Origin of the sequence: Streptomyces formicae (assembly GCF_002556545.1) — a bacterium.
Classification (GTDB): domain Bacteria; phylum Actinomycetota; class Actinomycetes; order Streptomycetales; family Streptomycetaceae; genus Streptomyces; species Streptomyces formicae_A.
Genome location: NZ_CP022685.1, coordinates 9,190,505 through 9,207,154 on the forward strand (window position 1 = coordinate 9,190,505; position 16,650 = coordinate 9,207,154).

The 16,650-nt window shown below is 71.4% G+C and carries 1 protein-coding gene; it reads left to right on the top strand.

Going from position 1 to position 16,650, the window contains the following annotated elements; all coding sequences use genetic code 11:
* The first annotated feature begins 26 nt into the window (after nucleotides 1-26).
* Nucleotides 27-16,646, top strand: coding sequence for a type I polyketide synthase (locus KY5_RS42880; protein ID WP_418952894.1), 16,620 nt, complete (start codon nucleotides 27-29; stop codon nucleotides 16,644-16,646).
* Nucleotides 16,647-16,650: the final 4 nt, after the last annotated feature.

The following is a 16,650-nucleotide window of genomic DNA, read 5'->3' on the forward strand; positions in this document are numbered from 1 at the left end:
AAAAGCTGGTCGATTACCTGAAGCGTGTGGCGGCCGACCTGCATGAGACTCGTCAACGTCTGCGTGAGGTCGAGGACCGGGAGCACGAGCCCATCGCCATCGTGGCGGCCGCCTGCCGTTTCCCGGGTGGTGTGCGATCCCCGGAGGACCTGTGGCGACTCGTGGAATCGGGCACGGACGCGATATCGGATTTCCCGACCGACCGAGGCTGGGACATCGAGGGAATCTACGACCCGGACCCTGAGGCGAGCGGCAAGACGTATCTGCGACAAGGTGGATTCCTTTACGAGGCGGGCGACTTCGACGCCGAACTGTTCGAGATATCGCCGCGCGAGGCGCTGGCGATGGATCCGCAGCAGCGGCTGATGCTCGAATCCTCCTGGGAGGTCTTCGAGCGCGCCGGCATCGACCCCAAGTCCCTGAAGGGCAGCAGGACGGGTGTCTTCGTCGGCGCCGCGGGCACCGGATACCTCACCAACATGCAGCGCGTCCCCGACGGCGTGGAGGGGTACACCGGAACCGGATCCTTCGTCAGTGTCGTCTCCGGGCGGGTCTCGTACGCCCTGGGCCTCGAAGGCCCGGCGATCACCGTGGACACCGCCTGCTCCTCGTCCCTCGTCGGCCTCCACATGGCCGTGCAGTCGCTCCGCTCGGACGAGTGCTCGCTCGCCGTCGTGGGCGGCGTCGCGGTGATGCCCACCCCCTGGGTGTTCGTCGACTTCAGCCGCCAGCGCGGACTGGCGCGCGACGGCCGGTGCAAGGCGTTCGCCGCCGCGGCCGACGGCACGGCCTGGGCGGAAGGCGTCGGCACCCTGCTGGTCGAGCGGCTCTCCGACGCGCGCCGCAACGGTCACCAGGTCCTGGCCGTCGTACGCGGCTCCGCTCTCAACCAGGACGGCGCGAGCAACGGTCTGACCGCGCCGAACGGTCCCTCGCAGCAGCGGGTGATCCGCGCGGCACTGGCCAACGCACGGCTCGCGGCCGACGAGGTCGACGCTGTCGAGGCACACGGCACGGGCACGACCTTGGGCGACCCGATCGAGGCCCAGGCGCTGCTCGCCACCTACGGCAAGGGCCGACCCGACGACCGGTCCCTCTGGCTCGGCTCCATCAAGTCCAACCTGGGTCACACCGCACACGCGGCCGGTGTCGCCAGTGTCATCAAGATGGTCATGGCGCTGCAGAACGAGGCGCTGCCGCGCACCCTCCACGTCGACGAGCCCTCCCCGCACGTCGACTGGTCGACTGGCGCCGTGCGCCTCCTCACCGACCAGGTGCCGTGGTCCCGCAACGGCCGCCCGCGCCGCGCGGGCGTGTCGTCGTTCGGGATCAGTGGCACCAACGCCCACGTGATCCTGGAGGAGGCGCCGCGACCGGCGACCGACGAGCCCGGTGCGGACCCGGCGCCTGCGACCGACGGTGGCGCGGACGAGTCTGCCGGGGCACACGTCCTCGAGCTGCCCGTCGCCCCCTGGCCGATCGCGGCCAAGAGCCAGGACGCCCTCAGGGCCCAGGCCGGACGACTCGCCACGTTCGTCGAGAACGCCACCGCGCCTGACGCGTACGACATCGGCCACTCGCTCGTCACCTCCCGGGCGGAGCTGGAGCACCGCGCGGTGCTCCTCGCACACGATCAGGAGAGCGCCCTGACCGGCCTCACCGCGCTGGCCCAGGGCGTACACGCCGTGGACGCGGTGACCGGCGCCGTGCTTCCCGGTGCGGGGCGGGTGGCGTTCGTGTTCCCCGGTCAGGGTTCGCAGTGGGTGGGGATGGCGGCGGGGTTGTTGGAGTCCTCGCCGGTGTTCGCGGAGCGGCTCGGTGAGTGTGATGTGGCTTTGCGGGCGTATGTGGGCTGGTCTGTGGTCGACGTTGTCCGGGGTGCGGATGGTGCGCCGTCTTTGGATGACGTGGTGGTGGTGCAGTGCGCGTTGTGGGCGGTGATGGTGTCGCTGGCTGCCTTGTGGCGGTCGACAGGTGTCGAGCCCGGCGCCGTGATCGGGCACAGCCAGGGTGAGATCGCGGCTGCTGCGGTGGCAGGTGCGTTGTCGCTGGAGGATGCGGCGAAGGTGGTGGCGCTGCGGGCCGCCGCGATTGCCGAGGAGCTGTCTGGCAAGGGCGGCATGATGTCGATCGCGTTGCCCGCGGAGGCTGTGCGGGAGCGGATCGCCTCGTTCGGTGAGCGCGTCTCGGTGGCCTCGGTCAACGGGCCTTCCTCCACTGTGGTGTCGGGTGACCCGGACGCGTTGGATGAGCTGTTGTCCTCGTGCGAGGCGGATGGTGTGCGGGCGCGGCGGATCGCTGTGGACTACGCCTCGCACTCTGCGCAGGTGGAGCAGATCCGCGAGCAGGTGATCTCGGCGTTGCAGGGCATCGAGCCGCGCGCCTCGGAGGTGCCGTTCTACTCCACGGTGACCGGATCGGTGATCGACACGACGGAGTTGGACGCGGAGTACTGGGTCACGAACCTGCGCCAGGAGGTCCGCTTCGACCAGACCGTGCGCGCCCTGCTCGCGGACGGCTTCGGGGCGTTCGTGGAGTGCAGTGCTCACCCGGTGCTGACCGTGGGCCTGGGGGAGACGTTCGAGGACACCGGCAGTGAGGCGTTCGCGCTGGGCACGCTGCGTCGCGATGAGGGCGGCCCGGAGCGCTTCCTGACTTCCGCCGCCGAGGGGTACGTACAAGGTCTGCCGGTCAACTGGCAGTCCCTGTACGCAGGTTCCGGAGCCCGGCGCGTCGACCTGCCCACTTACGCTTTCCAACACCAGCGCTATTGGCTGGAGTCGGGCGCGCTCAATGTCGCCGACGCGGGCGGACTCGGGCTCGGTGCGGCCGAACACCCGCTCCTCGGTGCGGCCGTGCAGATCGCGGGAGAGGACCAACTCCTGCTGACCGGGCGGCTGTCGCTGCAGACGCATCCCTGGCTCGCCGACCACGCCGCGCTCGGCGCGGTGCTGGTGCCAGGGGCGGCCTTCGTCGAGCTCGCGCTGCGGGCCGCCGACGAGGTCGGCTGCGAGGAGATCGATGAGCTGACCCTTGAAGCACCCCTGGTGCTGCCGGAGCACGGCGGAGTGCAGGTGCAGATCTCTGTCGGCACACCCGACGGGTCGGGCGCCCGTGAGGTCACCATCCACTCCCGCGCGGACGAGGCCGCGGGTGTGGGCGGTGCCTGGACGCGGCATGCGGTGGCGGTCTTGGCCGCTGTGGGTGGTGTGGCTGGAGATGGTCTGAGGGTGTGGCCGCCTGTTGGTGCTGAGCGGGTGGATGTCGGGTCGTTCTATGAGCGGGTCGCGGATGTGGGTTATGGGTATGGTCCGGCGTTTCAGGGGTTGCGGTCGGCTTGGCGGCTGGGTGGTGAGGTGTTCGCCGAGGTCGAGTTGGCGCAGGAGCAGGCTGGGGAGGCGGGTCGGTTCGGGCTGCATCCCGCGCTCCTGGACGCCGCACTGCACCCGGCCGCGCTGCTGAGCGGGACGCCCGAAGGCGCGGACGGGCTGCGCCTGCCGTTCTCGTGGAGCGGAGTCAGGCTGCACGCGGTCGGCGCGACCACGCTGCGCGTGCGGATCGGCCCCTCGGGTGATGACGCGGTCTCCCTCACGATCGCCGATGGCACAGGGGCGCCGGTCGCCTCCGTGGACTCCCTCGTACTGCGCCCGGTCTCACCCGAGCAGCTCCGGTCGACCGACGCCTCCACCAGGGACGCGCTCCTCCGGCTCGACTGGACTCCGCTGCCCACCGACGCCACCGCACCCGTCGACACGACCGGGTGGGCCGCCATCGGTACGAGCATCGCGCCGGACGGCTCGGATCCGATGTCCTTCGAGGACCTCGACGCGCTGCTGGCCCGGCTCGACGCCGAACCGTCGGCCGACCTTCCGCAGACGGTCGTCGCCTCGTTCACGCCCTCCGATGGTCAACAGCGCCGAATCGACGCCCAGTTGCCCGACGTCGTACGCGAGAACACCGCTCGGGCGCTCCACATCGTACAGACCTGGCTGGCCGATGACCGGCTCGCCGATTCCCGGCTCGTCGTCCTCACACACCGGGCGATCGCCACAGCCCAGGACGAGGACGTCGCCGACCTCGGTCATGCGTCCCTCTGGGGCCTCGTACGCGCCGCGCAGTCCGAGCACCCCGACCGGTTCCTGCTGGTCGACACCGACGATCACGTGATGTCCGGATCCGATGTCCTCGTCGGGTCGGTGACGGCCGCGATCGCCGCGGGCGAACCGCAGATCGCCGTACGGGAGGGCGCGGCCCTTGCGCCCCGCGTCGTCCGGGCGGCACACGCGAACAGCGTCGGTTCCGGCCTCGACGCGTCGGGGACCGTACTGATCACCGGCGGGACGGGCGTGTTGGGCGGGTTGTTGGCCCGGCACCTGGTGGCTGAACACGGTGTACGCCGACTGGTGTTGATGAGCCGTCGAGGTAATGCGGCCGAGGGCGCCGGTGAGTTGCGGGCCGAGTTGGTGGCGGCCGGTGCGGAGGTGGAGATCGTGGCGTGTGACGCCGCGGACCGGGGCGCGCTCGCCGAGGTGTTGGAAGGCATCGGCTCGTCGCTGACCGGTGTGGTGCACGCGGCGGGTGCCTTGGACGACGGGCTCGTGGGGTCGCTGACGCCCGAGCGGTTGGCGGAGGTGCTGCGTCCGAAGGTGGACGCGGCGGTCAACTTGCACGAACTGACGCGGGAGTTGCACCTCTCCGCCTTCGTGCTGTTCTCGTCGGTGGCCGGGACGCTCGGCAATCCGGGGCAGGCCAACTACGCCGCGGCCAACGCCTTCCTCGACGCCCTGGCCCAGCGGCGTCGCGCCGAAGGACTGCCCGCCCTCTCCATGATCTGGGGTTACTGGGCCAGGACCAGCGAGCTCACCGGGCACCTCGGCACGGCGGACGTGGCGCGCTACCTGCGCATGGGTGTGACCCGGATGGAATCGGAACAGGGCCTCGCGCTGTTCGACGCGGCCCTCGGCGCTCGCGACGAGCACGCCGCCCTGGTCCTCAGCCGACTGGACTTCGCCGCACTGCGCGGCCAGGCCACCGCGGGAGAGCTCCGTCCGCTGTACCGGAACCTCATCCGCACCCCCAACCGCCGCGTCGCGGAAGCGGGCGGCGACAGCGGAGCCTTGCTCGCCCGGCTGTCCGGGCTGAGCGAGGACGAGCAACTGCGCTTCCTGCTCGACCTGGTGCGCGGCCGGGTGGCGACCGTACTCGGACATGCCGACGGCAGCTCCATCGAGGCGAATCGCCCCTTCAAGGAGTTGGGGTTCGATTCGTTGACGGCGGTGGAGTTGCGGAATCGGTTGAATGGTGTGACGGGTCTGCGGTTGCCTGCGACGTTGGTTTTTGATTATCCGACGCCGGTGGCTTTGGCGGGGTTTTTGCGGGCTGAGGTGGTGGGTGGGGTGCGGGCCGGTGTGGTGTCCGGTTCGGGTTCTGGTGTGGTGCCGGTGGGTGTGGGTGTGGATGAGCCGGTGGCGATTGTGGGGATGGCTTGTCGGTATCCGGGTGGTGTGGTGTCGCCGGAGGGTTTGTGGGATCTGGTGGCTTCGGGTGGGGATGCGGTGTCGGTGTTTCCGGGGGATCGGGGGTGGGATGTTGAGGGGTTGTATGACCCGGATCCGGATGCGGTGGGGAAGTCGTATGCGCGTGAGGGTGGGTTCCTTTATGGGGCTGGTGAGTTTGATGCGGGGTTCTTTGGTATTTCGCCGCGTGAGGCGTTGGCTATGGATCCTCAGCAGCGTTTGTTGTTGGAGGCGTCGTGGGAGGTCTTTGAGCGGGCGGGTATTGATCCTGGGTTGTTGAGGGGGAGTGCGACGGGCGTCTTCGCGGGCGTCATGCACCACGACTACGCCTCCCGTGTGGAGCAGCTCCAGAGCGAGATCGAGGGATACGCCCTGATGGGCGCCTCGCCCAGCGCCGTCTCCGGCCGGGTCGCCTACACCTTCGGGCTCGAAGGCCCCGCGGTCACCGTGGACACGGCGTGCTCGTCCTCGCTGGTCGCGCTGCACCTGGCGGTGCAGGCACTGCGTACGGGCGAGTGCTCGATGGCGATCGCGGGCGGCGTGACCGTCATGGCGACGCCCACCCTCTTCGTGGAGTTCAGTCGGCAGCGGGGGATGGCGGTGGACGGCCGGTGCAAGGCGTTCTCGTCGTCCGCCGATGGCGCGGGTTGGTCGGAGGGTGTGGGGCTGCTGCTGGTGGAGCGCCTGTCGGATGCTCGCCGCAATGGTCATCCGGTGTTGGCGGTGATTCGTGGCTCTGCGGTGAATCAGGATGGTGCCTCCAATGGTCTGACGGCTCCGAACGGACCGTCGCAGCAGCGGGTGATTCGTGCGGCGCTGGCCAATGCCGGGCTTGAGGCCGCTGAGGTCGACGCGGTGGAGGCGCATGGCACGGGCACGACCTTGGGTGACCCGATCGAGGCGCAGGCGCTGCTGGCGACGTATGGCCAGGGGCGCCCGGAGGATCGTCCGCTGCGGCTGGGTTCGGTGAAGTCCAACATCGGGCACACGCAGGCGGCCGCGGGTGTGGCCGGTGTGATCAAAATGGTCGAGGCCATGCGGCACGGCGAACTGCCTCGGACCTTGCACGTGGACGAGCCGACCCCACACGTCGACTGGGCTTCGGGCGCGGTCGACCTGCTGACCGAGTCCGTCGCATGGACTGCGGACGACCGCCCTCGCCGGGCGGGCATCTCCGCCTTCGGCGCCAGCGGCACCAACGCCCACGTCATCATCGAACAGGCCACCGACGCCGACGCGGACCCCGAGCAGGCACTTCCTGCGCCCACCGCCCCGTACGCCCTCGACACGGTCTCCGTTCCCTGGGTGCTCACGGCCAAGTCCGAAACGGGGCTCCAGGCGCAGGCGGCTGCCCTCGCGGAATTCGCCGCCGAAAGCTCGGAGATCTCCTCGCTGGTGGATGTGGGCTTCTCGTTGGTGTCTTCGCGTGCGGTGCTGGACCACCGGGGTGTGGTGCTGGCCGCGGATCGCGAGGGTGCGTTGGCGGGGCTCGCGGCTCTGGAGCGGGGTGAGGCTGCTGCCGGTGTGGTGAGCGGTGTCGCGGCCGCCGAGCCGGGCCGGGTGGCGTTCGTGTTCCCGGGGCAGGGTTCGCAGTGGGCGGGAATGGCGGCGGGGTTGCTGGAGTCCTCGCCGGTGTTCGCGGAGCGGCTCGGCGCGTGTGATGCGGCCTTGGAGCCGTATGTGGACTGGTCCGTGGTCGACGTGGTGAGCGGGACCGAGGGCGCGCCGTCTTTGGATGACGTGGTGGTGGTGCAGTGCGCGTTGTGGGCGGTGATGGTGTCGCTGGCCGCGTTGTGGCGGTCGACCGGCGTCGAGCCCGCTGCGGTGATTGGTCACAGTCAGGGTGAGATCGCGGCGGCTGCGGTGGCGGGTGCGTTGTCGCTGGAGGATGCGGCGAAGGTGGTGGCGCTGCGGGCCGCCGCGATTGCCGAGGAGCTGTCCGGCAAGGGCGGCATGGTGTCGGTGCCGCTGCCCGCGGAGGACGTACGGGAGCGGATCGCTGCCTGGGGCGAGCGGATCTCGGTGGCTTCGGTCAACGGCCCCTCGTCCACGGTGGTTTCCGGGGAGCCCGTCGCCCTCGACGAGCTGATCGCCTCCTGTGAGGCGGACGGTGTGCGGGCGCGGCGGATCGCGGTGGACTACGCCTCGCACTCGGTGCAGGTGGAGTCGATCCGCGAGCAGGTGATCTCGGCGTTGCAGGGCATCGAGCCGCGTGCTGCCGAGGTGCCTTTCTACTCCACGGTGACGGGTTCCCCGCTGAACACCGCGGAGTTGGACGCGGAGTACTGGTTCACGAACCTGCGCCAGGAGGTCCGCTTCGACCAGACAGTGCGGAGTCTCCTCGCCGACGGTTTCGGGGCGTTCGTGGAGTGCAGTGCCCATCCGGTCCTGACTGTCGGGCTGGGGGAGACGTTCGAGGACACCGGCAGCATGACCGCGTACGCGCAAGGGACCTTGCGTCGTGACGAAGGTGGCCCGGAACGCTTCCTGACCTCCGCCGCCGAAGGCTATGTGCGTGGCCTACCGGTCAACTGGCAGACGCTGTACGCCGGTTCCGGCGCTCGACGCGTCGACCTGCCCACCTACGCCTTCCAGCGAGACCATTTCTGGCTCCAGGCCGCCGCCGGTGACGCGCCGGGTGACGTGAGCGGCTTCGGTCTTGGTGTGACGGGGCATCCGTTGTTGGGTGCGTCGGTGCGGGTGGCCGGTGAGGGGCAGGTGCTGCTGACGGGCCGGTTGTCGCTGGCGTCGCATCCGTGGTTGGCCGATCACGCCGTGGCGGGCACGGTGCTCGTGCCGGGCGCCGCGCTGGTCGAGCTCGCGCTGCGCGCCGCAGACGAGGTCGGCTGCGGCCTCGTGGAGGAACTGACACTGGCCGCTCCGTTGGTGCTGCCTGAGCGCGGCGGCGTCCAGGTGCAGCTGTCGGTCAGCGCACCCGATGAGTCGGGACGACGTGAACTCGGCTTCCACTCCTGTGCGGAAGACGCCGGGATGGACGCGCCGTGGATCCAGCACGCGAGCGGCGTCATCAGCCCTGAGGAGCCCGCATCGGGCACCGACCTCACGGCCTGGCCGCCGAGGGGCGCGGAGCGCGTCGACGTCGAGAGTTTCTACGAGCAGGTGGCGGAGGCCGGATACGACTACGGCACCGGCTTCCAGGGCCTGCGCGCTGCCTGGCGCGCGGGCGACGAGGTATACGCGGAGATCGCGCTGCCCGACGAACTCGGCCCGCAGGCAGAGAGGTTCGGCATCCACCCCGCGCTGCTGGACGCCGCGCTCCACCCCGTCGTACTGCTGAACGGCGGTACCGCCGCGGACATCACCTCGTTGCGCCTGCCTTTCTCGTGGGGTGGGGTGTCTCTGTACGCGGTGGGGGCGACGTCTCTTCGGGTGCGGGTGTCTCCCGCTGGTGAGGACGCGGTATCGGTGGTGGTCGCGGACGCGGCCGGTATCGCGGTGGCGTCCATCGATTCCCTGGTCCTGCGGGCCGTGACGCCGGAGCAACTGCGCCTGGTCGACGATCCCACCCGTGACGCGCTCTTCCGCGTCGACTGGACGCCGTTGTCCCGGTCGGCCGACGCTGCCACGACGCTCTCCGCCGTGGCGCTCTCGGCCGGGGAAACGCTGCCGGACGTACCCACGTATCCCGATCTCGCCTCATTGGCCGAGGCGGTGGACGCGGGCGATCCGGCGCCTGACCTGGTCCATGCCGTCTTCGACAGCGGTGAGGTGCGGAATTCGGCCGGTGCCGTGCACGCGGCGACGGCGAACGCGCTGAGCCTGATGCGGGGTTGGCTGTCCGACGAGCGGTTCTCGGGCTCGCGTCTGGTGCTGGTGACGCGGCGTGCGGTGGCGGTGCGTTCCGGCGAAGGCGTGCTGGACCTGGCGCATGCGCCATTGTGGGGTTTGGTGCGGACGGCCCAGGCGGAGAATCCGGGCCGCTTCCTGCTGGTCGACCTCGACCTCGATCTCCCCCTCGACGTCGACGCCGTCACGGCCGCCGTAGAAGCTGGGGAGCCTCAACTCGCCGTCCGCTCCGGCGAGATGCTCGTCCCCCGCCTGCGGCGAACCACTTCGTCCGGCGGCTCCCTGACACCCCCGGCCGACTCCCCGGCCTGGCGACTGGCGACGACCGGTTCCGGGACGTTGGAGAACCTCGCCCTGCTCGCCGCTCCGAGCGCGCTGGAGCCCCTCACGGACGGCCAGGTCCGCGTCTCCGTACGAGCCTCCGGTGTCAATTTCCGCGATGTGCTGATCGGCCTCGGCATGTATCCCGACGCCGACGCGTACATGGGCACCGAGGGCTCCGGCACGGTGACCGAGGTGGGCCCGGGAGTGACCGGCTTCGCCGTCGGCGACCGGGTCATGGGCCTGCTCCCCGAGGCGTTCGGGCCGGTCTCCGTCGTCGATCAGCGCCTCATCGCTCCCGTTCCCGCGGGTCTGACGGACGAACAGGCCGCCGCGATCCCGGTCGTCTTCCTCACCGCTTACTTCGGGTTGGCGGATCTGGCGGGGTTGGTGGCGGGGGAGTCGGTGTTGGTGCATGCGGCGACGGGTGGTGTGGGGATGGCTGCGGTGCAGTTGGCCCGGCACTGGGGTGCGGAGGTGTTCGCGACCGCGAGTGAGGGCAAGTGGGATGTTCTGCGGTCGATGGGTTTCGATGAGGCGCACATCGCCTCGTCGCGGTCGCTGGACTTCGAGGAGAAGTTCCTCGGGGTGACCGGTGGTCGGGGTGTGGATGTGGTGCTCGATTCACTGGCGCAGGAGTTCGTGGACGCTTCGTTGCGGATGCTGCCGCGTGGTGGTCGGTTCCTGGAGATGGGCAAGACCGATATCCGTGATCCGGAGGTCGTAGCCGCCGACCACCCGGGCGTCACCTACAACGCGTACGCCCTCACCGAAATACCCACCGATCGGCTAGGCGAGATCCTCCGGGAGCTCTGCGGGCTCTTCGAGCGGGGTGTGTTGGAGCCGTTGCCGGTGCGGGTGTGGGATGTGCGGCGGGCGCCTGAGGCGTTGCGGTTCATGAGTCAGGCCCGGCACACGGGCAAGTTGGTGCTCTCCATTCCCGCGCCCCTGGATGTGGACGGCACGGTGTTGATCACCGGCGGTACGGGCACCCTCGGCGGGTTGCTGGCCCGGCATCTGGTGGCCCAACACGGTGTACGCAGCCTGGTGTTGACCAGCCGCCGGGGTGCTGATGCCGTGGGCGCCGGGGAGTTGGCGGCGGAGCTGACGGCGGCCGGTGCGCGTGTGGAGATCGTGGCGTGCGACGCGGCCGACCGGGACGCACTGGCTGGGGTGTTGGAGTCGATCGGGTCGTCGCTGACCGGTGTGGTGCATGCCGCCGGTGCTCTGGACGACGGCCTCCTCTCCTCCCTCACCCCTGAGCGGCTCCAGGCCGTGCTGCGTCCGAAGGTGGACGCCGCGCTCAACCTCCACGACCTCACCCGCCACCTCGACCTCACCCTCTTCGTCCTCTACTCCTCCCTCGCGGGCACGGCCGGCAGCCCCGCGCAGGGCAACTACGCCGCGGCGAACGCGTTCCTGGACGCGCTGGCCGCGCACCGACGGGCCCAGGGCCTGGCGGCGCAGTCGCTGGCCTGGGGCCACTGGGAGCAGGCCAGCGAACTCACCGGCGACCTCGACGCGGCCGACCTCGCCAGGATGGCGAAGTCCGGCGTGGTGCCGATGCCGTCGGAGCAGGGGCTCGGGCTGTTCGACGCGGCGCGCTCCCTGGACGAGGCCCATGTGGTGACGGCTCGTCTGGAGCCGTCGGCCTGGACCTCCGGTACCAGCAGCGACGTGGTGCGGGCGCTGGCGCGCGGCCTGGCCAAGCCGGGCTCGGCGCGCCGGGCCAGGGCCGTGGCAGGGGCGGACGCCGCGTCGGGGACGTCGGCTCTCGCCCGACGTCTCGCGGGCATGTCCGCCCCGGAGCGTACGGAGCATCTGGTGGACCTCGTACGGACGCACGTCGCGGCCGTGCTCGGTCACGGGTCACCCGCCGCGGTCGAGGCCGAGCGGGCCTTCAAGGACCTGGGCTTCGACTCGCTCACCGCCGTCGAGCTGCGCAACCGGCTCGCCACCGCCACCGGGCTGCGCCTGCCCGCCACCCTCGTCTTCGACCACCCCACCCCCCACACCCTGGCGGGCTTCCTGCTCACCGAACTGGGCGTGGACGCGCGGACCGAGGCGGACGTGCCGGTGCCCGTGCGGACGGGGGCCGACGCCGACGACGACCCGATCGTCATCGTCGGCATGGCCTGCCGCTTCCCGGGCGACGCGGACTCCCCCGAGGGGCTGTGGGACCTGGTGGCCGAAGGGCGCGACGCCATCTCCGGATTCCCCGGTGACCGGGGCTGGGACCTGGAGCGGCTGTACGACCCGGATCCGGACCGCTCCGGCAAGAGCTACGCGCGGGCGGGCGGGTTCCTCCGGGACGCCACCGACTTCGACGCCGCGCTGTTCGGGATCTCGCCGCGCGAGGCCCTGGGCATGGACCCGCAGCAGCGGCTCATCCTCGAATCCTCCTGGGAGGTCTTCGAGCGGGCCGGGATCGACGCGACCGAACTGCGCGGCAGCAGGACCGGTGTCTTCATCGGCGCCGTCAGCACCGGATACGGGCAGGACGAGAAGCTTCAGCAGAGCGTCGAGGGCTACTCCGTCACCGGCAACGTCCTCAGCGTCATCTCCGGGCGCGTGTCGTACGTCTTCGGCCTCGAAGGCCCGGCCATGACGGTCGACACGGCCTGCTCCTCCGCGCTGGTCGCCCTGCACCTGGCGGCGCAGTCCCTGCGCGGCGGCGAGTGCTCGCTCGCGCTCGTCGGCGGCGTCACGATCATGCCGAGCCCCTTCGGTTTCGTGGAGTTCAGCCGCCAGCGGGTGCTGTCGCCCGACGGACGCTGCAAGGCGTTCTCCGCCGAGGCCGACGGCACCGGGTTCGCCGAGGGCGTGGGCACCCTGCTGGTCGAGCGGCTCTCCGACGCGCGCCGCAACGGCCACCAGGTCCTTGCCGTCGTCCGCGGCTCCGCGACCAACCAGGACGGCGCGAGCAACGGCCTGACCGCGCCGAACGGCCCCTCGCAGCAGCGGGTGATCCGCGCGGCACTGGCCAACGCGGGGCTCGCGGGCGACGAGGTCGACGCCGTCGAGGCACACGGCACCGGCACCAGCCTCGGCGACCCCATCGAGGCCCAGGCACTGCTCGCCACCTACGGAGCCGACCGCCCCGCGGACCGGCCGCTGTGGCTCGGCTCCATCAAGTCCAACATCGGGCACACACAGGCCGCCGCCGGTATCGCCGGGCTCATCAAGATGGTGATGGCCATGCGGCACGGCACGCTGCCCCCGACCCTGCACGCGGACGAGCCGACCTCCGAGGTGGACTGGTCATCGGGCGCCGTCCGACTGCTCGCCGAGCCCGTGCGGTGGCCGGTGAACGGCCGCCCCAGGCGGGTCGGCGTCTCGTCCTTCGGCATCAGCGGCACCAACGCACACGTGGTCCTCGAAGAGCCGCCCGCGCAGGAGGCCGAGGGCGAGCAGGAGTCCGGGGACGGACAGCGGCCGCGCAACGAGGTCCGCGGCGTCCGGCCGGATTCCGTGCCGTGGGTGCTGTCCGGCAAGACGGCCGAGGCGATGCGCGCCCAGGCAGGGCGGCTCGCCGAATACGCCACCGAGAACGGCGACCTCTCGCCGGTCGACGTCGGTCACTCCCTGGTCGTGTCGCGGACCGCCCTGGAACACCGTGCCGTGGTCCTCGCCGACGGCCTCGACGACGCCGTACCGGCACTCGGCGCACTGGCCGCGGGACTGCCCGCGGCGGGCGTGGTCACCGGCACCGCGGACGTACGCGGCAGGGTGGTCCTCGTCTTCCCCGGCCAGGGCTCGCAGTGGCAGGGCATGGCGAGTGAACTCCTCGACAGCTCACCGGTGTTCGCCGAGCGCTTCGCGGAGTGCGACGCCGCGCTGCGCGACCACGTGGACTGGTCGGCGACCGACGCCGTCAGGGGCGTGGAGGGCGCGCCGTCGTTGGAGCGCATCGAGGTGCTCCAGCCCGTGCTGTTCGCCGTGAACCTCTCCCTCGCCGCCCTGTGGCGTTCGGTGGGCGTGGAACCCGCGGCGGTGGTCGGGCACAGCCAGGGCGAGATCGCCGCGGCCCAGGTGGCGGGCGCGCTCTCGCTGGAGGACGCGGCCAGGATCGTCGTGCTGCGCAGCGCCCTGTTCGCCGAGGAACTCGTCGGACGCGGCGCGGTGGCCTCGGTGGCGCTCTCCGCGGACACCGTCGCGGAGCGGCTCACCGAGTGGGAAGGCCGCATCGTGATCGCGGGCCGCAACGGCCCCGGCGCGGTGACCGTCGCGGGTGAGGTGGCGGCCCTGGAGGAGTTCGTCGCCCGGTGCAGGGACGAGGACGTCAGGGCCCGCGTCGTCGGCTCCACGGTCGCCTCGCACTGCGCGCAGGTGGACCCGCTGCGTGAGCGCATCCTGGACCTGTTCGCCGACGTCGCCCCGGAGCGGAGCCGGATCCCGTTCTACTCGACGGTCACCGGCGGCGCCCTGGACACGACGCGGCTGACGGCCGAGTACTGGTTCGACAACGCGCGGCAGCCGGTGAACTTCGAGGGCACCGTGCACGCGCTGCTCGCGGACGGCTTCCGGTTCTTCGTGGAATCCAGCGCGCACCCCGTGCTGACGACGGGCATGCAGGCCACCTTCGAGGACGCGGGTACCGATGCCGTCGCGGTCGGCTCGCTGCGCCGCGACGAGGGCGGCACGCACCGGTTCCTGACGTCGGTGGCCGAGGGGCACGTCCGGGGCCTGCCCGGCGTCGACTGGACGGCGGTCTTCGCCGACAGCGGCGCGCGCCGGGTCGACCTGCCCACGTACGCCTTCCAGCGCAGCCGGTACTGGCTCGACGACCTGAGCGCTTCCCTCGCCGACGACACGGGGGCCGACGGCGCCGACACCGAGTTCTGGGACGCGGTGGAACGCGGTGACCTCGACGAGGTGGCCGCCGAACTCGACCTGGAGACGGACCCGTTGAGGATGGTGCTGCCCGCGCTCTCCTCCTGGCGACGGCGGCGGCTCACCCGGTCGCGGGTCGACGGGTGGCGCTACCGGGCGGTCTGGCGGCCCGTACCGGCACCGGCGGCACCCGCGCTCTCCGGGCGCTGGCTGCTGCTCGTACCGGCCGCCCTCGGCGAGGACGCCTGGGCCGAAGGCGCACGACAGGCGCTGACCGGGGCCGGGGCCAGGGCCGAGTGCTTCGTGGTGGACACGGCCGACTGTGACCGCGAGCAACTCTCCGACGTCCTGCGGCAGTTCCAGACGGACGAGGGGGGCCCCGTGGTCGGAGTCCTCTCGCTGCTGGCTCTGGACGAGACCCCGCGCGCCGACCGCCCCGCGATGCCGAACGGCCTCGCCGCCACGGTGGCGCTCGCCCAGGCCGTCGACGACGTCGACTTGACGGTGCCGCTGTGGACCGCGACCCGGGGCGGCGCGCTCACCGGCCAGGACGATCCGCAGGCCCGGCCGGACCAGGCCCAGACCTGGGGGCTCGGCCGGGTGATCGCGCTCGAACAGCCCGGGCGCTGGGGCGGTCTCCTCGACCTGCCGGAGACCGTCGACGACGCTGCTCGCACCCGCCTCGCCGCGGCTCTGACCGGCCTCGGCGAGGGCGGTCACGAGGACCAACTGGCGATACGTCCTTCGGGTGTACTGGCCCGCCGCCTCGTACGGGCACCCCTGGAAGGCGAGGCCGCCCGGCACGAGTGGCGGCCCTCGGGCACCGTCCTGATCACCGGCGGCACCGGCGGCATCGGAGCCCGCGTCGCCCACTGGTGCGCCCGCAACGGCGCCGCGCACCTGCTGCTCACCGGGCGCCGCGGCCCCGACGCCCCGGGTGCCGCACAACTCCGCACGGAACTGGAGGAGTTGGGTGCTCACGTATCCATCGTGGCCTGCGACATGGCCGACCGTGACGCGGTCGACGCGCTCATCGCCGCGGTGCCCGAGACGGCGCCGCTCACCGCGGTGATCCACGCCGCTGGCGTCCCGGGGACCTTCGCGCCGGTCACCGAGACCTCGCCCGACGCCTTCACCGGCATCACGGCGGGCAAGGTGCTCGGCGCGCTCAACCTGGACGCGGCGCTCGGTGACACCGAGCTGGACGCCTTCGTGCTCTTCTCGTCCAGTGCGGCCGTGTGGGGCAGCGGCGGACAGGGCGCGTACGCGGCGGGCAACGCCTTCCTCGACGCGTTCGCCGAACGCCGCAGGGCGCAGGGCAGGCGGGCCACCTCGATCGCCTGGGGCGCCTGGGGCGGCGGCGGCATGATGACCACCGACGGGGCCGTCGCCTACATGGGACGCCGCGGCGTGGTGGAGATGGACCCCGATCTGGCGATCGCCGCGATGGTGCGGGCCGTCGAGCACGACGAGACCTGTGTGGCCGTGGCGGACGTCGAATGGGAACGGTTCGTGCTCGGCTACACCGCACTGCGGCCGAGCCCGCTGATCGCCGAACTCCCCGAAGTCCAGAGCGCGTTGAGGCAGGACGACACCGCCGTATCCGCCGAGGAGAGCGCCGCCGGTGCGGCTCTGACGACGCGCCTGGCCGCGCTGCCGGAGCACGAACAGCTCAAGGCGGTCCTCGAACTGGTCCGCGGCGAGGTGGCGGCCGTCCTCGGCCACACCACCCTCGACGGGATCCAGGCCGGACTCGCCTTCAAGGAGATCGGCTTCGACTCCCTGACGGCGGTCGAGCTCCGCAACCGGCTCAACAGCGCGACCGGCCTGCGGCTCCCCGCCGGTGTGGTCTTCGACCACCCGACACCCGCCGCCCTGGCCAAGCATGTGTGGGGCCAGCTCGTACCGGACCCCGCGGACAGCTCGGACGCCGTCCTCGGCGACCTCCAGACGCTGGAGCGTTCGATCGCCGCCCTCGCGGACGACGGCGAGGGCACCACCAAGGTCGTGGAACGCCTCGAAGCCCTCATCTGGAAGCTGCGCGACGACCGCGACGCCACCAGGGCGCGCGATACCGAAGGCACGGGTGAAGGCGGGGCGGACAGTCTCGCCTCGGCCTCCGCCGACGACATGTTCGCCCTGCTCGACGAAGAACTCGGACAGTCCTGACCCG